Here is a 22,617-nt window from a genome sequence, read left to right on the forward strand (position 1 = left end):
GTGTTGCGCCAGGCGGCACAGTTGCCACCTGCCGCAACACCGGACGGTCCGGCGCGGAGGGGGAGGACATGAGCGTTCTGGTGCCGCTGGGCGAGGACCTGCCGGAGGAGTCGCGGGCGCTGGCGGAGGCGTTACGCCGGCTGTTCGGCGGGCTCGGCATCAGCGTGCGCCGCTACGCCGCCCGCCGGCACCGGGACCCCGGCTCCCTGTCCCGGTTCCTCAACGGCTCCCGCACCCCGCCCTGGGAGTTCGTGCACGACCTGCTCCGCGACGTCGCCGAGGAGCAGGGCCGCGCCCCCACCCCCGACGCCATCGAGCTGATGCGCCGGCTGCACCGCGGCGCGCTGGCCCGCGGCGGCTCCGTACTGAACCGGGTGCAGGCGCTGGAGGACGAACTCGCCGACGCCGACCGCCACTCGCTGAGGTCCGCCGCGCTGGTCCGGGCGCTGGAGGGGGCCCTCGCCGACGCCCAGCACCGCGCCGCCGATCTGGAACTGCAGATCCGCCAGCTGCACGGCCACCAGGACCGCACGGCCGCCGAGAAGGACAAGTCCCTGCGGCTGTACGAGGACCAGGTGACCGCCCTGCTCCGGGAGCGGCAGAACCTCATGGAGCAGGTGGACGCGCTCGGCGAGGAGCTGAAGGACGCCCACGCCCGGCGGGTGCGCGCCGAGCGGCGCTGCGAGGAACTGGAGCGCCAGCTGGTCGCGGCCGAGGAGCAGGACGTCCGGGAGAGCACCCCGGACGCGGACGAGGCGCCGGCCGCCGGTGCGCGGGAGACCGCCCAGGGCACGGCTGGGGCGGCCGGGACGGCCGGGGGCTCCCCGGCCCGCCACGGGCTCGACCCGCGCTTCCGCTTCGACACCTTCGTCGTCGGCGACGCCAACCGCTTCGCCCACGGTGCCGCCCGGGCCGTCGCCGAGGCACCGGCCACCCTGTACAACCCGCTCTACGTCTACGGGACCTCCGCCATCGGCAAGACCCATCTGCTCAGCGCGATCGGCGACCACGCCCGCCGGGCGCGGCCGGGTGCCCGGGTGCGCTATGTGACGGCCGAGATGCTCGCCGACGAGTATCCCGGTCCGGGCCGCGGGCCCCGCCTCGACGCGTTCCGCCGCCGCTATCTGGGCCTGGACCTGCTCCTCGTGGACGACATCCAGGCGCTGCTCGACCGGGGCGGGGTGTGCGAGGAGTTCCGGTACCTCTTCGACGCGCTGCACGGCGCGGACAAGCAGATCGTGGTCTCCTCGGACCGCCCGCCCAAACAGCTCGCCGAGCTGGGCGACCGGCTGCGGGCCCGCCTGGAGTCCGGACTGATCACCCATGTCCAGCCGCCCGACGAGGCGGTGCGGGTCACCCTGCTGCGCCGCAAGGCGCGACGGGACGGCATCGACGCGCCTCCCGAGACGCTCGACTACATCGCCGCGCACGTCCAGCGCAACGTCCGGGAGCTGGAGGGCGCGCTCGTCCGGGTCCGCGCCTTCGCCACGCTGAACCGGCAGCCCATGGACGTCGGCCTGGCCGCCGTCGTGCTGCGCGACCTGATCCCGGACCGCGGACCCTCCCGCGAGGAGGACGCCGCCCGCCGCATCATCGAGATGACCGGCGGCTACTTCGGTGTCACGGCCGAGGAGCTGTGCGGACGGGAGCGGGGCCGCGCCCTGGTGACCGCCCGCCAGATGGCCATGTACCTGTGCCGTGAACTCACCGACCTGTCACCGCCGCGGATCGGCCAGCTCTTCGGCGGCCGGGACCAGTCGTCCGTGGACCACGCGGACCGCAAACTGCGCGCGCTGATGGCCGAACGGCGGTCCATCTACAACCAGATGACCGAGCTGACCACGCGGATCAAGGCGGCCGACGCACCACGCACCGACCGGTGGGTGTGACCCGCTTCACTCCAACGGGTGCCCGGGACCCGCGTAATGCCCCCGGGCTCCCGCCCTCTCTCCTCCTGGCGCGAGCGCGTCGTACGACAGAGAGAGGGAGGCTTTCCGATGACTGGGGCGAAGACGGCGGTCGAATGGCTGGCATCCGTCGCACCGGACCCCGAGGCCTGCCGCTGGGAGTGGGAGCGCAACCCCCTCGGGGTCGCCCTGCTGCCCGCGGGCAAGGCCTGGGACGTCCTGATCCTGCCGGGTGACCTCGGCTATCCGACCTTGGACGTGCTCACCCGCATCCTCGGCCAACCCGGCCCGGTGCTCGTCGACTTCGGCGACAACCGGGTCGGGTTCCTCGTGCCGCCGGGTACCGCGGCCCGCTGGCTGGGCACCGGCATCCGGACCGCCGGCGCCGGCACCTGGCTCGTCGTGCCGTATCCGGGCCGGGCGACCCACGGTGTGCGCTGGCTGGTGCCGCCGGACGGCGCGGGCACGCTGACCGACCCGGCGCTGCTGGAACTGGCGATGCACGAGGCGGCGGCGGGTCTCGCGGGGCGGCGGGACGAGGACGGGTAGCGCCCGGACACCTTGACAACAGGATTGGTCTGGACCAAATTGTGTGCGCTCCGCCCCTCCAACTCCCCTGATCACGGAGGCCCTTGTGGACCGCGCAAGACGTCCCAGATCCGTCCTCGCCGTGCTCACGGCCGCCCTGCTGGCCGTGCCCGGTATCACCGCGCTCTCGTCGGCCGCCCGTGCGGCCGACGCGGACGTCGCGACCAACGGCGGCTTCGAGTCCGGCCTGACCGGCTGGACCTGCACCGCCGGCACGACGGTCGGCTCACCCGTGCACGGCGGCGCCGCCGCGCTGCAGGCGACCCCGGCCGGCGGCGACAACGCCCAGTGCGGCCAGACGGTCACCGTCCAGCCCGACGCGCAGTACACCCTGTCCGGCTACGTCCGCGGCTCCTACGTCTACCTGGGCGCGAGCGGCACCGGCACCACCGACGTCTCCGCCTGGACCCAGTCCGCCCCCGACTGGCAGAAGCTGAGCACCACCTTCCGCACCGGACCCACCACCACCAAGGTCACGATCTACACCCACGGCTGGTACGGCACCGGCGCCTACTACGCCGACGACCTCACCCTGGTCGGCCCCGGCGGCAGCGGCACCGGACAGCCGCCCGCCGCACCGGCCGGCCTGCGCACCACCGCCGTCTCCGCGTCCTCCGTCGGCCTCTCGTGGTCGGCCGTGACCGGCGCCACGGGCTACGCGGTCTACCGCGACGGCGCCAAGGTCCAGACGGTGACCGGCACGTCGGCGACCGTCTCCGGCCTCACCGCGTCGACGGCGTACAGCTTCCAGGTCACCGCGGTCAACGCCGCGGGCGAGTCCGCGAAGTCCGCGGTCGTGACCGCGACGACCAGCGCGGGCTCCGGCGGCGGGTCGTCCGACCTGCCCGCCCACGCCCTCGTCGGCTATCTGCACGCCAGCTTCGCCAACGGCGCCGGCTACACCCGGCTCGCCGACGTCCCCGACAGCTGGGACGTCATCGACCTGGCCTTCGGCGAGCCCACCTCGGTCACCTCCGGCGACATCCGCTTCAACCGCTGCCCGGTCACCGAATGCCCGAACGCGGAGAGCGACGCCGACTTCAAGGCGGCCGTCAAGGCCAAGCAGGCGGCCGGCAAGAAGGTGCTGATCTCGATCGGCGGCCAGAACGGCCAGGTCCAGCTGACCACGACCGCCGCCCGCGACACCTTCGTCTCCTCCGTCTCCCGCATCATCGACACCTACGGCCTCGACGGCCTCGACATCGACTTCGAGGGCCACTCGCTGTCGCTGAACGCGAACGACACGGACTTCAAGAACCCGACCACCCCCGTGATCGTGAACCTCATCTCGGCGCTGAAGACGCTGAAGGCCAAGTACGGGTCCAAGTTCGTGCTGACCATGGCCCCGGAGACGTTCTTCGTGCAGAACGGCTACCAGTACTACGGCACCGGCAAGTGGGGCGGCCAGGACCCGCGCTGCGGCGCCTACCTCCCGGTCATCCACGCCCTGCGCGACGACCTCACCCTGCTGCACGTCCAGGACTACAACTCGGGCCCGATCATGGGCCTGGACAACCAGTACCACTCCATGGGCGGCGCCGACTTCCACATCGCCATGACCGACATGCTCCTCACCGGCTTCCCGGTCGCCGGCGACCCGGGCAACGTCTTCCCGCCGCTGCGCCCCGACCAGGTCGCCATCGGCATGCCGGCGTCGACGAACGCGGGCAACGGCTACGTCTCCCCGTCCGAGGTCACCAAGACCCTGGACTGCCTGACGAAGAAGACGAACTGCGGCTCGTACGCGACCCACGGCACCTGGCCCGCCCTGCGCGGCCTGATGACCTGGTCGGTGAACTGGGACCGGTACGCGAACTGGGAGTTCCAGAAGAACTTCGACGCCTACTTCGGCTGAGCACCAGGGACAGCGCGGTGAGCAGCACGGTGCCGAGGCACCAGGCGGCCACCACGTCCAGCGGCCAGTGCCAGCCCCGGCGGACCAGACCGTACGACACCCCGAGGACCAGGACCGCGCAGCAGGCGACCAGTGCCCGGCGGGCGGCGGCCGAGCGGAGCCAGGGGAGGAGGAGCAGCGTCGCGGAGCCGTACGCGACCATCGCCGTCGCCGTATGGCCCGAGGGGAAGTAGCCGAGAGCCGGGGGCACCACGGGTGTCCCCGGCCGCGCTGTCCACTCCTTCAGCGGTACGACGACCGCCGGGACCAGCGCCATCAGCACGGCGGCGGCGAGCGGCGGCCACCACCACCGCGGCGCACCGGCGGCCCGGCCCCGCCACAGGACGTACCCGAGGGCGACGGCCAGCACCGGCACCGCCACCTCGATGTTGCCGAGGTCGGAGAGCAGTTCGCCGAACCGGTCCGGACGCACCAGGGCCCGGCTGGCGTCCGCGTCCAGCCGGAGCAGCGGCCCGTCGGCGACGACCTGCCAGGTGAGGAGGGCGAGGACGAGCGCCGGCAGGACCAGAAGAAGCATGGCCCCAGCCTGTCAGGCACTCCCTCGCCGCCGGTACTCCGGGGCCCGCCGGGAGCGGCGCTTCGCGCGGCCGGGGGAAGCCGGGGGGAAAGGAGGTCGGCCGCCTCGGAACAGGGGGGGTGGTTCCGAGGCGGCCGTCCGGATCGGAACGTCGCACGCCCCGGGGGGTTTGGGGCGGCGACCGTCCGATCGGTGAGGAGATCCCGGAGCCGTCAGGCGCCGGTTGTGTGCGCGAGGGCACGACCAGGTCGAAGCTGGGGAGGCCTCGGCCCGATGCCGCCCACGGTCCCCCGTGAGCGGGGTGTATCTCTCATCTGGACAGAACCTACGGCAGCCAGGGGCGCTTGGGCAGACGGATTCCGATCCCGTCATCCACCTCGCACACGTTCTTCACACGGCTGCCGCAGGCATCCTTCAGAGGTGCAGACCTCTCGCTCAGATGCGCGCGAAAGCCTGCTCGATGATGTCGAGGCCCTCGTTCAGCAGGTCCTCGCCGATGACCAGCGGCGGCAGGAAGCGGAGCACGTTGCCGTAGGTGCCACAGGTCAGGACCAGCAGGCCCTCCGCGTGGCAGGCCTTGGCCAGCGCGGCGGTGGCCTCCGGGTTCGGCTCCTTGGTCGTACGGTCCTTGACCAGCTCGATGGCGATCATGGCGCCGCGTCCCCGCACGTCGCCGATGATGTCGAACTTCTCGGCCATGGCGGTGAGGCGGCCCTTCATGACCTCCTCGATGCGCTTGGCCTTGCCGTTGAGGTCCAGCTCCCGCATGGTCTCGATGGCGCCGAGGGCACCCGCGCAGGCGACGGGGTTGCCGCCGTACGTACCACCCAGGCCGCCGGCGTGCGCGGCGTCCATGATCTCGGCGCGGCCGGTGACGGCGGCGAGCGGCAGACCGCCCGCGATGCCCTTGGCGGTGGTGATCAGGTCCGGGACGATGCCCTCGTCCTCGCAGGCGAACCACTGGCCGGTGCGGCAGAAGCCGGACTGGATCTCGTCGGCGACGAAGACGATGCCGTTGTCGTTGGCGAACTTCACGATCTCCGGCAGGAAGCCCTTCGCCGGCTCGATGAAGCCGCCCTCACCGAGGACCGGCTCGATGATGATCGCGGCGACGTTGTCCGGGCCGACCTGCTTGGTGATCTGGTCGATGGCCTGCTTGGCGGCCTCCGGGCCGGCGTTCTCGGCACCGGTCGGCCAGCGGTAGCCGTAGGCGACGGGCACGCGGTAGACCTCGGGCGCGAACGGACCGAACCCGTGCTTGTACGGCATGTTCTTCGCCGTGAGCGCCATGGTCAGGTTGGTGCGCCCGTGGTAGCCGTGGTCGAACACGACCACGGCCTGCCGCTTGGTGTAGGCACGCGCGATCTTGACGGCGTTCTCGACGGCCTCGGCGCCGGAGTTGAACAGCGCGGACTTCTTGGCGTGGTCACCGGGGGTCAGCTCGGCCAGCGCCTCCGCGACCTCCACGTACCCCTCGTAGGGGGTGACCATGAAACAGGTGTGGGTGAAGTCGGCGAGCTGGGCGGCGGCCCGGCGCACGACGGCCTCGGCGGAGGCGCCGACGCTCGTCACCGCGATACCGGAACCGAAGTCGATGAGCCGGTTGCCGTCGACGTCCTCGATGATGCCGCCGCCCGCGCGCGCGGTGAACACCGGCAGCACGGAGCCCACGCCCTGCGCGACCACGGCGGTACGGCGGGCCTGCAGCTCCTGCGACTTCGGGCCGGGGATGGCGGTGACGACGCGGCGCTCCTGCGGAAGTGCGGTCATGGGGGGCTCCCTGATGATCTTGCGTACCGGGCGGTCCCGGGCGGTTCCGGGCGGTGCGTTTTCGGACGCATACCTTCTTTTCTCGCAGGCTAAGACCGGTTCCGGAGGGTGGGCATGCTCCATGTGGGCGTTGTCGGCGCCGTCCGTTGTCCGCCGTGGACATAGCCCACCCGGGCGGCTGCGACCGCCCCCGGCCGCGCTCTCGGCCGCGTAAGCGGTGAACTCCCCTTGCCGGGGCGTTAGATTGCTCGCTGATGGTGGACGGAACGGCTGGTCAGGGGGCAGGGTCGATGAACAGCGACGGCACACGGGACACCCGCGGCACCGACCCGAACCCGGTACCGCGACCGGCGGGGCCGGTCGAGGGTGGCAGGGTGCCTCCGTTGCCGGCGGCACCGCCCGGTATCCCGCCGGCATCTGGTGGCTCGGTGTTCCTGCACTGGCTGCGTACCCCCCGCCCGGCGGTCACACCCGGGGTGTGGCGTTTCGGGTACCGGCCCCGGCCTCAGGAGGACAGCGCCCGGGTCTCCGACCGCGCACTTCTGACAGGAGCCGTGGGCGCACTGCTGGCGGCACTGCTCCTGTGGTCGCTCTGGGTCAACAACCTCGTGCCCCACAAGAGGATCTTGCTGGAGTTGGTCACACCGACCGACTGGTGGCGAGGCGACACGCCGCGAGCGGCACTCACCGCCAGCGCGGTCTACGACAGCGTCTTCGCCACCCTCGTTCTGTACTACTTCGCGCGAGTGGGCAACTGGAAAGAGGTCGTCCAGCGGTACGTGACCACCCGCCCACAGCCGTCGCGCGCGCTGCGCGCCGCCCTCCTCGGGGCGCTCATCGTCTGGATGGTCGTCTGGCACGGACTGCTGTCGTACTACCGGCTCGCCGTGAGCCTGATCCCGCCCGACTGGTTCATCGTGCCCGGCGACCCCGTCGGCACCGTGCACCGGCTCCAGGTGTTCAAGACCATCCTCACGTTGCTCGCTCTGTGGGTCTTCGCCGTTGCGGGCGACTGGCCGGGGCTGCTGCGCGGTCTGCGCCGTCCCCGGGCGGAGCCCGAGAGCCGCGCGGCCACCGTGCCTGATCCCGCCGCGGACTGGGCCGAACTGCGTGCCTACGGCCAGAGCGCGACGGCCGAACGACTGGCCGAGGAGGCGCGCGCGGGCCGGATGAACGATGTGGACTGCGCCAGGATCCGTCGTGCCTGGAGCTCCGTGGTCGCCGAGCCGGAACGTCTGGACGCGTTCACCTCGGCCGTGCTCAGGGACGGCGCTCGCGCATGTCTGCACCCTTCCAGGCAGCGTGACCTTCCCACCCGCATGGCCACCCATGACCTGCTGACCTCGCAAGTGCGCATCGGCCGGTACGCGGACGCCGAGCGCACACCGCCTGACCGTCGTGCCGCGGGCGCTGCCGTGGATCCCGGCACGCTGGGCACGTGCCTGCTGGCGCTCGGTCCGTCCGGGTCGGGCAAGACCGCGCGCCTGGTGCGGCCCATCACCGAGTCGCTCGCTCTCCAGGCCCTCGCGGGCCAGGCCGCTCTCGTCGCGGTCAGCGCCTCCGGAACGCCGCTGGGCCCGGATCAGGCCTACGACATCGTGATCAGGCCGGGGGACCGGTCATCCGAGTACGATCTTGATCTCTATGGTGGGACGGACGAACCGGACGAGGCGGCCACGCTTCTCGCGGACGTGCTGGCCGGCGACTGGACCGAGGTGGACATCCGGCGCGCGGTGACCGTGTTGGCACAGCTCTTGGGGCCCTTCCAGGCCGTCCACGGCCGGTTCCCGTCCGTACCGGAACTCAGGGAACTGCTGGACGGGGAGCCGTCGGCCATGGGCCGACTGAAGACGATGCTCGACCCCCAGGAACACTCCCTGCTGCACCGGGAGCTGGACGCGCGTGCGCGCCAAGCAGGTGTTGCCGGGGATCTCGGGATAGTGCTCAGTGATCGACTCGGATGCCTGGACCGGCCCGCTTTCGCCGGCTTCTTCGACACCTCCGCTGACGCCCGGCCCTTCACGCTGCATTCGCTCGACCGTCCCCTGAGGGTCAGGATCGATCTGCCCGAACGAGCACATCCCGAGGCCGCCCAGCTGCTGGCACGGCTGCTGCTCGCCCAGTTCACGGCGAGCATGGCCACCCGCGCCGATCGATCCCTGTTCGCCTGCCTCGTCCTGGACGATGCGACCCACGCGATCACCGCCGGGTCCGTGCGTGCCCTGCGCAGGCTGCGGGAGAGCCACGCTGGTGTGGTCCTGGGGCTCCGGGCGCTCGGCGATGTGCCGGAGCACCTGAGGCAGCCGCTCATCGCGGCAGTGGGTTGTCATGCCGCGCTTTCCGGGATCACCACGTGGGAAGGCGCGCTGTTCGCGCAGGCGTGGGGCACGGAGTGGGTGGAAACGACGGAGGTGGCCAAGCACACGGTGTTCGCGGACCAGCCGTTGACCCGCTTGATCCATGCCGTACGGAAACTCGGCACCGGCAAGCCGGTCACCACCGACGCCGTCACCGTGCGGCAAGTGGAGCGGGAGCGGTGGTCGGCGTCCGAGTTGGCTCATGGGGTGCCGCCGGGGCATGCGGTGCTGTCGTTGACCACCGTCCGGGGGGAGCACGCGCCGCCGCTGCTGGTCGATCTGCGCGGGTGACACGCCAGCGGCGGCCCGTACGGTGAGGCAGAATCGGGCTAGGCCGTTCATACACAGCGGCCAAGAGATCATTTCTCCCTCCCCGTGAAGGCCCGATGCCCCCGACTCTCGCCTCGCTCGTCCACCACTCCGCGCTCAAGCTGACCGTGCGCGCGGGCGAGGACCGTCTCGACGTGCCCGTCCGCTGGGCGCACGTCAGCGAGTTGGCCGACCCCGTGCCGTACATGGAGGGCGGCGAGCTGCTGCTGATCACCGCGCTGAAGCTGGACGCGGAGGATCCGGAGGCGATGCGGCGGTACGTGCGGCGGCTGGCCGGCGCCGGCGTCGTCGGGCTCGGCTTCGCCGTCGGCGTCAATTACGAGCAGATCCCGAAGGCGCTCGTCGACGCCTGCGAACAGGAGCCGCTGCCCCTGCTGGAGGTGCCCCGCCGCACCCCCTTCCTCGCCATCAGCAAGGCCGTCTCCGCCGCGATCGCCGCCGACCAGTACCGGGCGGTCACGGCAGGCTTCGCCGCCCAGCGCGAGCTGACCAAACAGGCCCTGAACGCGGGCCCCGAGGGAGTGCTCACCGCGCTCGCCGCGCAGGTCGACGGCTGGGCGGCGCTGTACGACGCCTCGGGCGCCGTCGTCGCCGCCGCGCCGGAGTGGGCCGGCCGCCGCGCCGCCCGGCTCACCGCCGACGTCGAACGGCTGCGGGAGCGCCCGGCCCCCGCCTCCTCCGTGGTCGGCGGCCCGGACCACGAGGACCGCGTGGAGCTGCACTCCCTCGGCACCGGCCGCCGCCCGCGCGCCGCGCTCGCCGTCGGCACGGCCGCCGCGCTCGGCACCGCCGAGCGGTACGCCGTCCACTCCGCCATCGCCCTGCTCACCCTCACCACCGAACGCTCCCGCTCCCTGCACGAGGCCGAGCAGCGCGTCGGTTCCGCCGTGCTGCGCATGCTCCTGGCCGGGGAGCCCGACCATGCCCGCGCCGTCGCCGGGGACCTTTACGGCGAGCTGCTGGACGCCCCGTTCCGGGTGATCGTCGCCGAGTCCGCCTCGGGTACGGCGGGCGAACCGCTGGGCGAACTCGCGGAGGCCGTGGAGTCCGCCGCGGCGCGCTCCGGGGAGGCCGTGCTCGTCGTGCCCGAGGGCGAGCGCCTCGTGGTGCTCGCCGCCGACGAGGGCGCCGCGGTCGCCGCCTGCGCGGCCCACGCGGCGACGCTGGAGGCGGCGCGGGCGGCGGCCGAGCAGGGCCGCGCCGAGGAGGACGAACTGACCGTTGGTCTCTCGGCGCCCGCCGGGCCGATCGCCGCGGCGGCGGCGTACAAGCAGGCCGAGCAGGCGCTGTCGGTGGCGCGGCGGCGGGGCCGGGTCTTCGTGGAGCACGAGCAGCTGGCCGCGGGATCGGTCCTCCCGCTGCTGGCCGACGACGCGGTGAAGGCGTTCGCGGACGGGCTGCTGCGGGCGCTGCGCGAGCACGACGCGACGGGGCGGGGCGACCTGGTCGCCTCGCTGCGGGCGTGGCTGTCACGGCACGGGCAGTGGGACGCCGCGGCGGCCGACCTGGGCGTGCACCGGCACACCCTGCGCTATCGGATGCGCCGGGTCGAGGAGATCCTGGGGCGCAGCCTGGACGATCCCGACGTCCGGATGGAGCTGTGGCTCGCCCTGAAGGCGACCTCGGCCGAGTGAGCCGGGGCGGGGGCGGGCGGGGGCGGGCCTCGGGCCACGGCTTCCCGCGGCTTCCGCCGGTCCCGGTGCGCCACCCCGCCACCCCGCCAAACCGGCGCACCCCCCGCCCCGACTGCTCCTACTCGGACAAGCGACCCCGGGCCGGGGCCGCCCTACCGTGGAGCTCGCAAGACAAGCACACCCCCAACGCGGAAGGGCCGGGACTCGTACATGACTTCCACCCATGCCTTCTGGCTCGCCGGCCGCCAGGTCACCGGCGAGGACAGCTTCGACGTCACCTCCCCGTGGGACGGCCGGCTGGTCGCCCAGGTGAGCGTGCCGACCGACGCCCAGGTCGAAGAGGCCGTGGCCGCCGCGTACGCCGTGCGGGACGAGTTCGCCGCCACCCCGGCGCATGTCCGTGCCGCCGCGCTCGACCACGTCAGCAAGCGGCTGGCCGAGCGCACCGAGGAGATAGCCCAGCTGATCTCCGCCGAGAACGGCAAGCCGATCAAGTGGGCGCGCGGCGAGGTCGGCCGTGCCGTCTCCGTCTTCCGGTTCGCCGCCGAGGAGGCCCGCCGGTTCAACGGCGGCGAGGCCCAGCGGCTCGACACCGACGCCGGCGGCCAGGGCCGTCTCGCGCTCACCCGCCGCTTCCCGAAGGGCGTCGTGCTCGGCATCGCGCCGTTCAACTTCCCGCTGAACCTGTGCGCGCACAAGGTCGCCCCGGCGATCGCCGCCGGCGCCCCGATCATCCTGAAGCCGGCCCCGGCCACCCCGCTGTCCGGCCTGATCATCGGCGACCTGCTCGCCGAGACCGACCTGCCGGCCGGCTCCTGGAGCATCCTGCCGGTCGCCAACGAGAAGATGCCCGCCCTCGTCCAGGACGAGCGCCTGCCGGTCATCTCGTTCACCGGTTCCGAGAAGGTCGGCTACGCGATCATGGACTCGGTGCCGCGCAAGCACTGCACGCTGGAGCTGGGCGGCAACGGAGCGGCGGTCGTCCTCGGCGACTACGCCTCCGACGCCGACCTGGACTGGGCCGCGACCCGCATCGCGACCTTCTCCAACTACCAGGGCGGCCAGTCCTGCATCTCGGTGCAGCGCGTGATCGCCGACGCCTCCGTGTACGACCGGCTGCTGCCGCGCGTGGTCGCCGCCGTCGAGGCCCAGGTCACCGGTGACCCGTCCGACGCCAAGACCGACGTGGGCCCGCTGGTCAGCGAGGACGCCGCCAAGCGCGTCGAGTCCTGGGTGAAGGAGGCCGTCGAGGCCGGCGCCACCCTGCACACCGGCGGCGACCGCGACGGCGCCTCCTACGCGCCGACCGTCCTCACCGACGTACCGGCGGACACCACCCTCGCCTGCGAGGAGGTCTTCGGACCCGTCCTCACCGTGCAGAAGGTGGACGGCGAGGCCGAGGCGTTCGCCGCGGTCAACAGCTCCAAGTACGGCCTCCAGGCGGGCGTGTTCACGCACGACCTCCAGGTCGCCTTCCGTGCCCACCGCGCCCTGGAGGTCGGCGGTGTGGTGATCGGCGACGTCCCGTCCTACCGCGCCGACCAGATGCCGTACGGCGGCGCCAAGCAGTCCGGTGTGGGCCGCGAAGGCGTGCGGTTCGCGATGGAGGACTACACCTACGAGCGCGTGCTGGTCCTCACCGGTCTCGCGCTCTGACCTGCCACGGACAGGTCAGGAACAGAACGGCCGCAGCCCACTGTGCGGGGGCTGCGGCCGTTCGTCCGTCCGGCGTGCCGTCCGGTCAGCGGCACTCGCGACCGGTCACCTTGCCGGTCGGCGCCGTCACGTTCACGTACTCCGTCGTGTACTGACCGAACAGGTTGTACGTGGTGACGGCGTACACCTTGGTCTGGTACTCGACGTACGGCGCCCAGGAGCCGCCCGGCGGGATGGTGACCTCCGCGGTGAAGCTCCGCGAGACGGTGGTGTTGAGCTTCGCCCCCAGCGTCGCGGAGAGCAGATCGCTCGCCTTCGCCGAGATGTTGGCGCTCACCTCGTACGACACGGCGTAGCCAAAGGTGTCGGAGATCTTCTGCGGGGTGGGGGTGTCGTTGGCGTAGCAGTTCTGCCGGTCCTCCCACACCCGGCCCTCGCGGTACACGGTGACCAGCGGGCTCGCGCCGCCCCCGCTCCAGCTGACGCCGGGGATCTGCGGGCTCGCGGGAGCCGAGGGGTGCGTGGCGGTGCCGGTGATCACCACGGTGGGCAGGGTCGCGTCGACCGGCTCGCCGACATCGCCCTCGCTGACGTTGGGAAGGCCCTCGCCCGAGCCGCCGCCGGCGTCGCCGTAGTCCCCGTAGCCGCCGCCGTGGTCCCCGCCCGCGTCACCGCCGCCGCTGTCCCCGCCGCCCCAGTCGCCGCCGCCCCAGTCCCCGCCGAAGCCGCCTCCGTCGTCGTTCCCGCCGCCCTCGTCGCCCGTGTCCTCGTCCTGGCACAGGGTGCTGCCGCCGCAGGCGAAGGCCGTGGACGGGGCGATGACCGCGGGTACGGCGGTGAGGACGGCGGTGCCGAGTGCGGCGGCCACTGCCATGGATCTGAGCCTCAAGGTTCCTCCAGGTCGGACGGCTCGGTGCTGACGGCACGGAGTCTTTCCGGCGCGCGCCCGGCCGGGTAGCCGTAGAACTGCGCAACCGGCTACGCAGCGGCGCCGGGCGCCGGGGACGGCCGGGTGCGGCGCCGGCGGCCCGGTGCGCCGGCGGCGCCCGCCCGTTGGTACGGTCGCCGTCCGCATCACCCCTGGACGAAAGGCGGTCCTGTGGCGGCCCGCATCGAACTGGACACGGTCGACCGGACTCTGATCCGCCTGCTCCAGCAGGACGGCCGTGCCTCCTACACCGACCTCGGCAGGGAGGTGGGCCTGTCCGCCCCCGCCGTGCGGGCCCGGGTGCAGCGGCTGACGGACAGCGGACTGCTGCAGTTCGCGGCCGTCACCGACCCCCTGCGCCTCGGGCTGCCCGTCATGGCGCTGCTCGGCATCAGGCTGGACGGCGCCCCCCGCGAGGTCATCGCCGAACTGGAGCGCGTCCCGGGGGTGATCTACCTCGTCTCCACGGCCGGTTCCTTCGACCTGTTCGCCGAGGTGGTGTGCCGGAGCATGGACGAGCTCTCGGAGATCATCAACGACGACGTCAGAACCGTCCCGGGCGTGCGTGCCGTCGAGTCGTTCCCCTACTTCGGCATCCATGTGCACCGCTTCACCTGGGACGTGCCCGAGTAGTCCAACCCTTAGCCACCGCAAGGGCGTTGCGGGCATCGGAAGCGAAGTGGCCGGCCCCCGAGGAGTTCAGAAACTGAAGTGGAGTCACCTTTCGGCTTTCTGTAAGGTGGCTGTGAGCCCGTCCCGGGGCGAGCGGGGTCCGGGCGGTCTCCGGAGCGTCTGCCGGACGTCGCGGCCAGGGGGAGTGACCGTGTTCGTTGTGCCCGCACCGACGGCCGACGGCCCGCTGGCCGGGCGCGACCGGGAGACCGGGCGGCTCGGCGACATCGTGGCCGCGCTGGCGGCGGGACGCGGCGCCGTCCTGGACATCGCCGGCGACCCCGGCATCGGAAAGACCCGGCTGGCGGCCGAACTGACCGAACGGGCCGCCCGACGCGGGCTCCCGGTGCTCCGCGCCTGCGCCCTGCGCACCGACGCCCGGCCCTTCCAGGTCTTCCGGGACGCCGGATGCGCCGACCCGCGACCGGGGGAGCGCGACCGGTACGACACGGTCGTCGAGCGGGCCGCGGGCGGCGTCCTGGTCCTGGAGGACCTGCACGGCTGCGACCCCGCCTCCCTGGAACTGCTGCTGCGCCTGATCCGCTCCCCGGCCCCCGCCCCGTACGTCCTCGCCCTGGTCCACCGCCCCCGGCAGAGCCCCCCGGCACTGCTGGCCGCGCTCGATCACGGGGTCCGCACGGGCACCGTGACCCGGCTCGCGCCCGAGCCGCTGGACACCGCCGGGGTGAGCGCCCTGCTCGCCGCGTGGCGGGCGCCCGGCGCCGGCGGCGAGGAGGAACACCCGGCGGGGGACGGGCGGTTCGTGGACCGGCTGACCGCCGCGTCCGGCGGCAACCCACGCCAGCTGCGGCTGCTCGTCGCGGCGTGCTGGGACCCGGACCAGTGGCCGGACCGCGCCGGCGCCGACAGCGACGGGCTGCTGCGCGAGGCCACCGCGGTGATCGCCGAACTCGACGCGCTGAGCCCGCGGGCGGCGGTCGCGGCGCGGACGGCGGCCGTCCTCGGCGAACCGTTCCGGCTCGACGACGTCGCCCGGATCTCGGGGCTCGGTCCCGAGCGCACGCTCGACGCGTTCGCCGAACTCGTCCGCGCGGACCTGATGCGGACTGCCGGCCGAGGCGGACTGCCGGCCTTCCGCCATCCGGTCATCGGCCACATCGCCCACGAGAGCGCCGACCTGTCCTTCCGGCTGCGCGCCCACCGGCACGCCCTGACCATGATCGCCGAACGCGGGGGCCCGGCCCGCGAACAGGCCCGGCACGCCGAACACCTCGCGGGCGCCGACCCCGCGGCGGCGGCCGTCCTCGCCGAAGGCGCCGCCGAGATCGTCACCGGCACGCCCGCGACGGCGGCGCGCTGGCTCCGATTGGCCCTCGACGCGCGGCCGTCCCGCGGCCCCGCCGCCGGACCGTCCCTCGAACTCGCCTGCTGCCGTGCGCTGATCGCGGCCGGCCGGCTGGAGGAGGCCCGCGCCCTCGCCCATGAACTGCTCGCCGGCCTCGGCCCGCAGGACGGACTCGAACGGCTCCTGAAGGCCCACGCGGTCTGCGCCGCCGCCGAACGGCTGCTGTGCCGCTACGAGGAGGCCGAGGCCATCGCCCGTACGGGCCGGGCCCTGCTGCCCGCACCCCTGCCGCCGGTCCTGTCCGCCGCGGCCACCGACCTGATCCTCGAATACGGACTCGTGCACGTGCTGCGCGGCACCCACGACCAGGTCCTGCCGGTGCTCCGGGAGGCCTCGCGGGCGCGGAGCGAGGCCCCCGCCACGGTCTCCACGGCCCTGCGCGTCCTGATCGCCTTCTGCGACGTCTTCTCGGGGAGCGTCGCCCAGGCCGCACCCGAGGTGACCCGGTGCGCCCGGCTCGTCGACGCCCTGCCCGACCGGATCGCCGGGCACACCCCGGACACCCTCGCCCTGCTGGGCTGCGCCGAGCTGTACCTGGAGCGCTTCACCGACGCCCGCCGCCATCTCGGCCGGGGACTGCGCGCCGCCACCGGCGGAGCCCAGAAGCACATACGCGCCCACCAGCTGCTCGGGCTCACCATGATCGACCAGTGGGCCGGCCGGCTCGACGAGGCGCAGCGCAGCGCCCGGGAGGCCGAGCTGCTGGCCCGTGCCGTCGGCGCCCCCGACGTGGTGAAGCTCGCGACGGCGATGCGCGCCACGACCCTGGTCTGGGCCCGGGGGCGGCAGCACGCGGACCGCGCCGTCGCCCTCGCCGAACGCGCGGTCGACACCGTCTCGCTGGGCCGGGGCTGGTGGGCCACCTCCGCGATCAGCCTGCTCGCCCACGCCCAGTTGCTCGGCGGGGACGCCGCCGGGTGCCTGCGGACCCTGCTCGACGGCGGCGGCGGCGAGCGGCTGCCGCAGGTCCAGCCGACCTTCCGGCCGTCGCTGCTCGCCCTCATGGCGACGGCCGCGCTGGCGGCACGCGGCGACACGGAGACGGCCCGCCGGCTGCTGGCCCGGGCGGAGACGGCGGCACAGGGCCTGGGGCTGCCCCTCCAGTGGGCCTGCGTCCGGCGCGCGCAGGCCCAGCTGCACGGCGCCCTCGGCGCCCCCGGCACCGCTCTCGACCTCTTCGAAGGGGCGGCGGAGCAGTTCCGCGGCGCGGGGCTGCCGCTCCAGCAGGCGTGGACGCTGATCGCGGCGGCCCCCGCGGCCCGCGCGGTGCACGGCCCCGCCGCCGCCCTCGCCCTGCTGGAGCGGGCCGAGTCACTGGCCCGGCCGAGCGGCGCCGCCCTGGTACGGGAGCAGGCCAGACGGGTGCGCGCGGAGCTGGCGGAGCGCGACGCGGTCCCGGACTCCCTGAGGCTGCTCAGCGGCCGGGAACGGGAGATCGCCGAACTCGCCGCGTCGGGCCTGCGCTCCCGGCAGATCGCCGAGCGGCTCTTCCTCAGCCCCCGCACGGTCGACAGCCACCTGGCCCGTGTCTACCGCAAGCTGGGCGTGTCCTCCCGCCTCGCCCTGGCCCAGGTCGTCCGGCCGAGCGCCTGACCACCGGACGCGCGACAGCCGGCCCGGCCGCACCCGACCCGATCGGACCGCGAGGGGTGGTGGGGCCGGCCCGTTTCGGGTACCAACGATCCAGTAGCACCGGTCGGCAGCGAACGGTCCCCCATCTTCCTCTTCGCGGCGAGGTGAGCCTCAATGTCCGCCCCCACCACCCAACGCACCACCGTCTCCGAGCGCGAGGCCCGTCAGGTGGCGGAGGCCGCCCGGGAACAGGACTGGCGCAAGCCCAGCTTCGCCAAGGAACTGTTCCTCGGGCGCTTCCGGCTCGACCTCATCCACCCCCACCCGCTCCCCGCCGAGGCGTCGGTCCGGCGCGGCGAGGAGTTCCTGGCGAAGCTGCGAGCCTTCTGCGAGACGACGATCGACCCCGCCCGCATCGAGCGCGAGGCCCGCATCCCCGACGAGGTCGTGGTGGGCCTGAAGGAACTCGGCGCCCTCGGCATGAAGATCGACCCCGCCTACGGCGGTCTCGGCCTCACCCAGCTGTACTACAACAAGGCCCTCGCTCTGGTCGGCTCCGTCAGCCCCGCCGTCGGCGCGCTGCTCTCCGCCCACCAGTCGATCGGCGTGCCGCAGCCGCTGAAGATCTTCGGCACCCAGGAGCAGAAGGACGCCTTCCTGCCGCGCTGCGCCCGCACCGACATCTCGGCGTTCCTGCTCACCGAGCCGGACGTGGGCTCCGACCCGGCCCGGCTCGCCACCACGGCCGTACCCGACGGCGACGACTACGTCCTCGACGGGGTGAAGCTGTGGACCACCAACGGCGTCGTCGCCGACCTGCTCGTGGTGATGGCGCGGGTGCCGGAGTCCGAGGGGCACAAGGGCGGCATCACCGCCTTCGTCGTGGAGGCCGCGGCGGAGGGCGTCACCGTCGAGCACCGCAACGCCTTCATGGGCCTGCGCGGCATCGAGAACGGCGTCACCCGCTTCCACCGGGTGCGCGTCCCCGCCGCCAACCGGATCGGCCCCGAGGGCGCGGGCCTGAAGATCGCGCTCACCACCCTCAACACCGGCCGGCTGTCCCTGCCCGCGATGTGCGCGGGCGCCGGCAAGTGGTGCCTGAAGATCGCCCGCGAGTGGGCGGCGGAGCGCGAGCAGTGGGGCAAGCCGGTCGCGCTGCACGAGGCCGTCGGCTCCAAGATCAGCTTCATCGCCGCCACGACCTTCGCGCTGGAGGCCGTGCTCGACCTGTCCTCGCAGATGGCCGACGAGGACCGCAACGACATCCGCATCGAGGCCGCCCTGGCCAAGCTCTACGGCTCCGAGATGGCCTGGCTGATGGCCGACGAACTGGTGCAGATCCGCGGCGGGCGCGGCTACGAGACGGCCGAGTCCCTCAGGGCGCGCGGCGAGCGCCCCGTCCCGGCCGAGCAGATCCTGCGCGACCTGCGCATCAACCGGATCTTCGAGGGCTCCACGGAGATCATGCACCTGCTGATCGCACGGGAGGCCGTGGACGCCCATCTGTCCGTCGCCGGTGATCTGATCGACCCCGACAAGTCCCTGTCCGACAAGGCGAGGGCGGGCGCGAGCGCCGGCGCCTTCTACGCCAGGTGGCTGCCGAAACTGGTCGCGGGCCCCGGCCAGCTCCCCACGTCCTACAGCCAGTTCAAGCAGGGGGTCGACCTCTCCTGCCACCTCAGGTACGTCGAGCGCACCGCCCGCAAGCTGGCCAGGTCCACCTTCTACGCCATGTCCCGCTGGCAGGGCCGGATGGAGACCAAGCAGGGCTTCCTCGGACGGATCGTGGACATCGGCGCCGAGCTGTTCGCGATGAGCGCGGCCTGTGTGCGGGCCGAGCGGCTGCGGCGCGAGGGCGAGCACGGCCGTGAGGCGTACCAGCTCGCCGACGCCTTCTGCCGCCAGGCCCGCATCCGGGTGGACGAACTCTTCACCCGGCTGTGGTCCAACACCGACGACCTGGACCGCAAGGTGGTCAGGGGCGTCCTCGGCGGCTCCTACACCTGGCTGGAGGAGGGCGTCCTCGACCCCTCGGGCGAGGGGCCGTGGATCGCCGACGCGACCCCCGGGCCCTCGGCCCACGAGAACGCCCGCCGCCCCTTCGGCGGCTAGCAGTACGTGTCGCTCGGGTCCCGCGTCGTCCAGGAGCAGGAGTCGGCCTTGGCACCGTTCGCCTTGGTCAGCGTGGCCGTGTCCTTGTCGTTGTTCCAGACGTAGGCGCGGCGGTCCTGGTACTTGTCCGACGCGGTGTCCGACCCGCTGCCGGTGTGGATCTTCACGTACTTCCCGGCGCCGATCTTGACGTTCGGGAAGACGTACTTGTGGTTCGAGGCGTCCTTGAGGACCCAGCCCTTGAGCGAGACGGCCGAGCCGCCGGAGTTCTTGATCTGCACCCACTCGGCGTTGAGGCTCTTGTTGGAGCGGTTGTCCGAGCCCGGGCTGTCGAACCAGACGCGGTGGATGTGCACCCCGCCGGCCGCCTGGGCCGGGGTGCTGAGCAGGGTGCCGGTGAGCAGGGCCGCGCCGGCGAGGGCGGGCAGGGCAGCGCGAATACGCACCTTACGCATGGAGAGATCCCCCCAGGATGTCGTCCGCGAAATCATGTGGAAGGAAGTGTTATCACATGATCTTCACGGGCACTTCACAACGGGAAAACCGCTCCTTCGGGCGACGAGGGCCGCCGACGCACCCGCCCGGGGGACGCACTGTCCGGACCGTCACCGCTTGCGGCCACAATGGGGGGATGACCGACAGTCCCGCCCGTCCGGCACCCCTCGCCGATCCGCACCTCGTCTACGACCCCGCCCCGGGGGACGGCCCCAAGGACGTGGTGATCCTCGGCTCCACCGGATCCATCGGCACCCAGGCCATCGACCTCGTGCTGCGCAACCCCGACCGCTTCCGGGTCACCGCCCTGTCCGCGAACGGCGGCCGGGTCGCCCTCCTCGCCGAGCAGGCGCACCGGCTGCGGGTGCGGACCGTCGCGGTCGCCCGCGAGGACGTCGTACCCGCGCTGCGCGAGGCGCTCGCCGCCGAGTACGGCGGCGGGGAACCGCTGCCCGAGATCCTCGCCGGACCCGACGCGGCCACCCAGGCCGCCACCCTCGACGCCCACACCGTGCTCAACGGCATCACCGGTTCCATCGGCCTCGCCCCGACCCTCGCCGCCCTGGAGGCGGGCCGCACCCTCGCGCTCGCCAACAAGGAGTCGCTGATCGTCGGCGGCCCGCTGGTCACCGCGCTGGCCGAGCCGGGCCAGATCATCCCGGTGGACTCCGAGCACGCGGCGCTCTTCCAGGCGCTCGCCGCCGGCACCCGCGCCGACGTCCGCAAGCTCGTCGTCACCGCCTCCGGCGGCCCCTTCCGCGGCCGGACCAGGGCCGAGCTGGCGGACGTCACCGTCCAGGACGCGCTCGCCCACCCCACCTGGGCGATGGGCCCGGTGATCACGATCAACTCCGCCACCCTGGTCAACAAGGGACTGGAGGTCATCGAGGCGCACCTGCTCTACGACATTCCCTTCGACCGCATTGAGGTGGTCGTGCATCCCCAGTCGTATGTCCACTCGATGGTCGAGTTCACCGACGGATCCACGATCGCCCAGGCGACGCCCCCGGACATGCGGGGGCCCATCGCCATCGGCCTCGGCTGGCCCGAACGCGTTCCGGACGCGGCGCCCGCCTTCGACTGGAGCAGGGCCTCCAGCTGGGAGTTCTTCCCGCTGGACGACGACGCCTTCCCCTCGGTGAACCTCGCCCGGCACGTGGGGCAGCTCGCGGGGACGGCTCCGGCGGTGTTCAATGCGGCCAACGAGGAGTGCGTCGAGGCCTTCCTGGGCGGCGCGCTGCCCTTCAACGGGATCATGGAGACCGTCACCCGGGTGGTCGAGGAACACGGCACCCCGGTCACGGGAACTTCACTCACGGTGTCGGACGTCCTCGAAGCGGAGACCTGGGCGCGAGCCCGGGCCCGTGAACTCACAGCCACGACGGCGACCGCGGAGGCGCGTGCATGACGACCTTGATGTTCATCCTCGGCATAGCGGTCTTCGCGGTCGGTCTGCTCGTCTCGATCGCATGGCACGAGCTGGGGCACCTGTCCACGGCCAAGCTCTTCGGCATCCGCGTCCCGCAGTACATGGTCGGCTTCGGCCCGACCGTCTGGTCGCGCGACAAGGGCGAGACCGAGTACGGCATCAAGGCCATCCCGCTCGGCGGCTACATCCGCATGATCGGCATGTTCCCGCCCGACGACCAGGGCCGGGTCTCCGCCCGCTCCACCTCCCCGTGGCGCGGCATGATCGAGGACGCCCGCTCGGCGGCCTTCGAGGAGCTCAAGCCGGGTGACGAGACGCGCATGTTCTACACGCGCAAGCCGTGGAAGCGGGTCATCGTCATGTTCGCCGGCCCCTTCATGAACCTGGTCCTCGCGGTCGCCCTGTTCTTCACCGTGCTCATGGGCTTCGGCGTCCAGCAGCAGACCACCACCGTCGCCTCCGTCTCGCCCTGCGTCATCGCCCAGAGCGAGAACCGCGACACCTGCAAGAAGTCCGACAAGGCCTCCCCGGCCCAGGCCGCCGGCATGCGCAAGAGCGACAGGATCGTCGCCTTCGCCGGCCGGCCGACCAAGGACTGGGACACCCTCTCGGACCTCATCCGCGACAGCGCCGGCAAGACCGTGCCGATCGTCGTCGAACGGGACGGCAGGCAGCTGACCCTGCACGCGAAGATCGCCACGAACCTGGTCGCCAAGAAGGACTCCAGCGGCACCTACGTCCAGGGCAAGTACGTCAAGGCCGGCTTCCTCGGCTTCAGCGCCGCCACCGGCGTCGTGAAGCTGGACTTCGGCGACTCCGTCACCTGGATGACCGACCGGGTCGGCGACGCCGTCGACTCCCTCGCCGCGATCCCCGGCAAGATCCCGGCCCTGTGGGACGCCGCCTTCGGCGACGGCCCGCGCGAGCCGGACTCCCCGGTGGGCATCGTCGGCGCGGCCCGCATCACCGGCGACATCGCCACCCTGGACATCCCCGCCTCCCAGCAGATGGCGATGTTCGTGATGCTGCTCGCCGGATTCAACCTCTCGCTGTTCCTGTTCAACATGCTCCCGCTGCTCCCGCTCGACGGCGGTCACATCGCCGGCGCCCTGTGGGAGTCGCTGCGGCGCAACCTGGCCCGGGTGCTGCGCCGGCCCGACCCCGGTCCGTTCGACGTCGCCAAGCTGATGCCGGTGGCGTACGTGGTGGCGGGGATCTTCGTCTGCTTCACCGTCCTGGTGCTGATCGCCGACGTGGTCAACCCGGTCAAGATCTCCTAGCCGCCGGACGTCCCAGACGGCCCGGAACCTTCTGGTTCCGGGCCGCCTTCCTTCGTGTGGGTTTACGAGAGGGATGTGCTGACGCCGGG

14 protein-coding genes and 1 pseudogene are annotated in these 22,617 nt (G+C 72.8%); 11 read left to right on the top strand and 4 right to left on the bottom strand.

Features of this window, described 5'->3' with window-relative positions; translation table 11 throughout:
• Window positions 1-68: 68 nt before the first annotated feature.
• The 3 genes from dnaA (at window position 69) to ACF073_RS25385 (ending at window position 4,350) form a co-directional block, all read left to right on the top strand.
• Entirely contained in the window at window positions 69-1,889 is a 1,821-nt protein-coding gene (gene dnaA / locus ACF073_RS25375) for a chromosomal replication initiator protein DnaA (RefSeq protein WP_392073633.1), read from the top strand.
• A gap of 108 nt (window positions 1,890-1,997) precedes the next feature.
• Window positions 1,998-2,456 carry a hypothetical protein gene (locus tag ACF073_RS25380; RefSeq protein WP_392073635.1) on the top strand — a complete coding sequence of 153 codons (459 nt, stop codon included), beginning with the start codon at window positions 1,998-2,000 and terminating at the stop codon, window positions 2,454-2,456.
• 85 nt (window positions 2,457-2,541) lie between these two features.
• Window positions 2,542-4,350: a chitinase gene (locus tag ACF073_RS25385; protein ID WP_392073637.1), complete on the top strand. Its 1,809-nt coding sequence runs from the start codon at window positions 2,542-2,544 to the stop codon at window positions 4,348-4,350.
• A gap of 52 nt (window positions 4,351-4,402) precedes the next feature.
• Here ACF073_RS25385 and ACF073_RS25390 read toward each other — a convergent pair.
• Window positions 4,403-4,927: pseudogene (locus tag ACF073_RS25390) on the bottom strand (phosphatase PAP2 family protein); the annotation flags it as partial.
• A 435-nt stretch (window positions 4,928-5,362) separates the two neighbouring features.
• Window positions 5,363-6,697, bottom strand: a complete 1,335-nt coding sequence (gene gabT / locus ACF073_RS25395; protein ID WP_392073639.1) for a 4-aminobutyrate--2-oxoglutarate transaminase — start codon at window positions 6,695-6,697, stop codon at window positions 5,363-5,365.
• A 554-nt stretch (window positions 6,698-7,251) separates the two neighbouring features.
• Here gabT and ACF073_RS25400 point away from each other — a divergent pair.
• The 3 genes from ACF073_RS25400 (at window position 7,252) to ACF073_RS25410 (ending at window position 12,674) form a co-directional block, all read left to right on the top strand.
• Complete coding sequence (locus tag ACF073_RS25400) at window positions 7,252-9,345, top strand: ATP/GTP-binding protein (protein WP_392073641.1); 2,094 nt, start codon at window positions 7,252-7,254, stop codon at window positions 9,343-9,345.
• Window positions 9,346-9,440: 95 nt separating this feature from the next.
• Window positions 9,441-11,018 carry a PucR family transcriptional regulator gene (locus ACF073_RS25405; protein WP_392073643.1) on the top strand — a complete coding sequence of 526 codons (1,578 nt, stop codon included), beginning with the start codon at window positions 9,441-9,443 and terminating at the stop codon, window positions 11,016-11,018.
• 210 nt (window positions 11,019-11,228) lie between these two features.
• Window positions 11,229-12,674, top strand: coding sequence for an aldehyde dehydrogenase family protein (locus ACF073_RS25410; protein WP_392073645.1), 1,446 nt, complete (start codon window positions 11,229-11,231; stop codon window positions 12,672-12,674).
• An 85-nt stretch (window positions 12,675-12,759) separates the two neighbouring features.
• Here ACF073_RS25410 and ACF073_RS25415 read toward each other — a convergent pair whose 3' ends face one another.
• On the bottom strand, window positions 12,760-13,548 hold the full coding sequence (locus ACF073_RS25415; protein ID WP_392073647.1) for a DUF6426 family protein: 789 nt from the start codon (window positions 13,546-13,548) through the stop codon (window positions 12,760-12,762).
• A gap of 225 nt (window positions 13,549-13,773) precedes the next feature.
• On the opposite strand from ACF073_RS25415, the gene ACF073_RS25420 reads away from it, so the two are divergent.
• From ACF073_RS25420 to ACF073_RS25430, 3 genes are all read left to right on the top strand, one after another.
• A complete protein-coding gene (locus tag ACF073_RS25420; RefSeq protein WP_392073649.1) occupies window positions 13,774-14,235 on the top strand; it encodes an Lrp/AsnC family transcriptional regulator in 462 nt (153 codons plus the stop codon).
• Window positions 14,236-14,425: 190 nt separating this feature from the next.
• A complete protein-coding gene (locus ACF073_RS25425; protein ID WP_392073651.1) occupies window positions 14,426-17,233 on the top strand; it encodes a LuxR C-terminal-related transcriptional regulator in 2,808 nt (935 codons plus the stop codon).
• Window positions 17,234-17,386: 153 nt separating this feature from the next.
• Window positions 17,387-19,324 (top strand): acyl-CoA dehydrogenase family protein, encoded by a 1,938-nt coding sequence (locus tag ACF073_RS25430; protein WP_392073653.1) that lies wholly within the window; start codon window positions 17,387-17,389, stop codon window positions 19,322-19,324.
• On the opposite strand, the gene ACF073_RS25435 is transcribed toward ACF073_RS25430, so the two are convergent.
• Complete coding sequence (locus tag ACF073_RS25435) at window positions 19,321-19,779, bottom strand: lamin tail domain-containing protein (RefSeq protein ID WP_392073655.1); 459 nt, start codon at window positions 19,777-19,779, stop codon at window positions 19,321-19,323. The two genes, ACF073_RS25430 and ACF073_RS25435, sit on opposite strands and share 4 nt — an antisense overlap.
• 176 nt (window positions 19,780-19,955) lie before the next feature.
• Here ACF073_RS25435 and dxr point away from each other — a divergent pair, with 176 nt between their 5' ends.
• Both dxr and ACF073_RS25445 read left to right on the top strand, forming a co-directional pair.
• Window positions 19,956-21,227 carry a 1-deoxy-D-xylulose-5-phosphate reductoisomerase gene (gene dxr / locus ACF073_RS25440; protein WP_392073657.1) on the top strand — a complete coding sequence of 424 codons (1,272 nt, stop codon included), beginning with the start codon at window positions 19,956-19,958 and terminating at the stop codon, window positions 21,225-21,227.
• Window positions 21,224-22,528 (top strand): M50 family metallopeptidase, encoded by a 1,305-nt coding sequence (locus ACF073_RS25445; RefSeq protein ID WP_392073659.1) that lies wholly within the window; start codon window positions 21,224-21,226, stop codon window positions 22,526-22,528. Before dxr ends, ACF073_RS25445 begins: the two co-directional genes overlap by 4 nt.
• The last annotated feature ends 89 nt before the right edge of the window (window positions 22,529-22,617 follow it).

It is taken from the genome of Streptomyces sp. NPDC015171 (assembly GCF_043079545.1).
GTDB lineage: Bacteria > Actinomycetota > Actinomycetes > Streptomycetales > Streptomycetaceae > Streptomyces.

Bases quoted from the DNA above. Each gene is read 5' to 3' on its own strand.
- gabT (WP_392073639.1), bottom strand. From the start codon at position 6,697: ATGACCGCACTTCCGCAGGAGCGCCGCGTCGTCACCGCCATCCCCGGC.
- ACF073_RS25410 (WP_392073645.1), top strand. From the start codon at position 11,229: ATGACTTCCACCCATGCCTTCTGGCTCGCCGGCCGCCAGGTCACCGGC.
- ACF073_RS25380 (WP_392073635.1), top strand. From the start codon at position 1,998: ATGACTGGGGCGAAGACGGCGGTCGAATGGCTGGCATCCGTCGCACCG.
- ACF073_RS25415 (WP_392073647.1), bottom strand. From the start codon at position 13,548: ATGGCAGTGGCCGCCGCACTCGGCACCGCCGTCCTCACCGCCGTACCC.
- dnaA (WP_392073633.1), top strand. From the start codon at position 69: ATGAGCGTTCTGGTGCCGCTGGGCGAGGACCTGCCGGAGGAGTCGCGG.
- ACF073_RS25430 (WP_392073653.1), top strand. From the start codon at position 17,387: ATGTCCGCCCCCACCACCCAACGCACCACCGTCTCCGAGCGCGAGGCC.
- ACF073_RS25445 (WP_392073659.1), top strand. From the start codon at position 21,224: ATGACGACCTTGATGTTCATCCTCGGCATAGCGGTCTTCGCGGTCGGT.
- ACF073_RS25435 (WP_392073655.1), bottom strand. From the start codon at position 19,779: ATGCGTAAGGTGCGTATTCGCGCTGCCCTGCCCGCCCTCGCCGGCGCG.
- dxr (WP_392073657.1), top strand. From the start codon at position 19,956: ATGACCGACAGTCCCGCCCGTCCGGCACCCCTCGCCGATCCGCACCTC.
- ACF073_RS25405 (WP_392073643.1), top strand. From the start codon at position 9,441: ATGCCCCCGACTCTCGCCTCGCTCGTCCACCACTCCGCGCTCAAGCTG.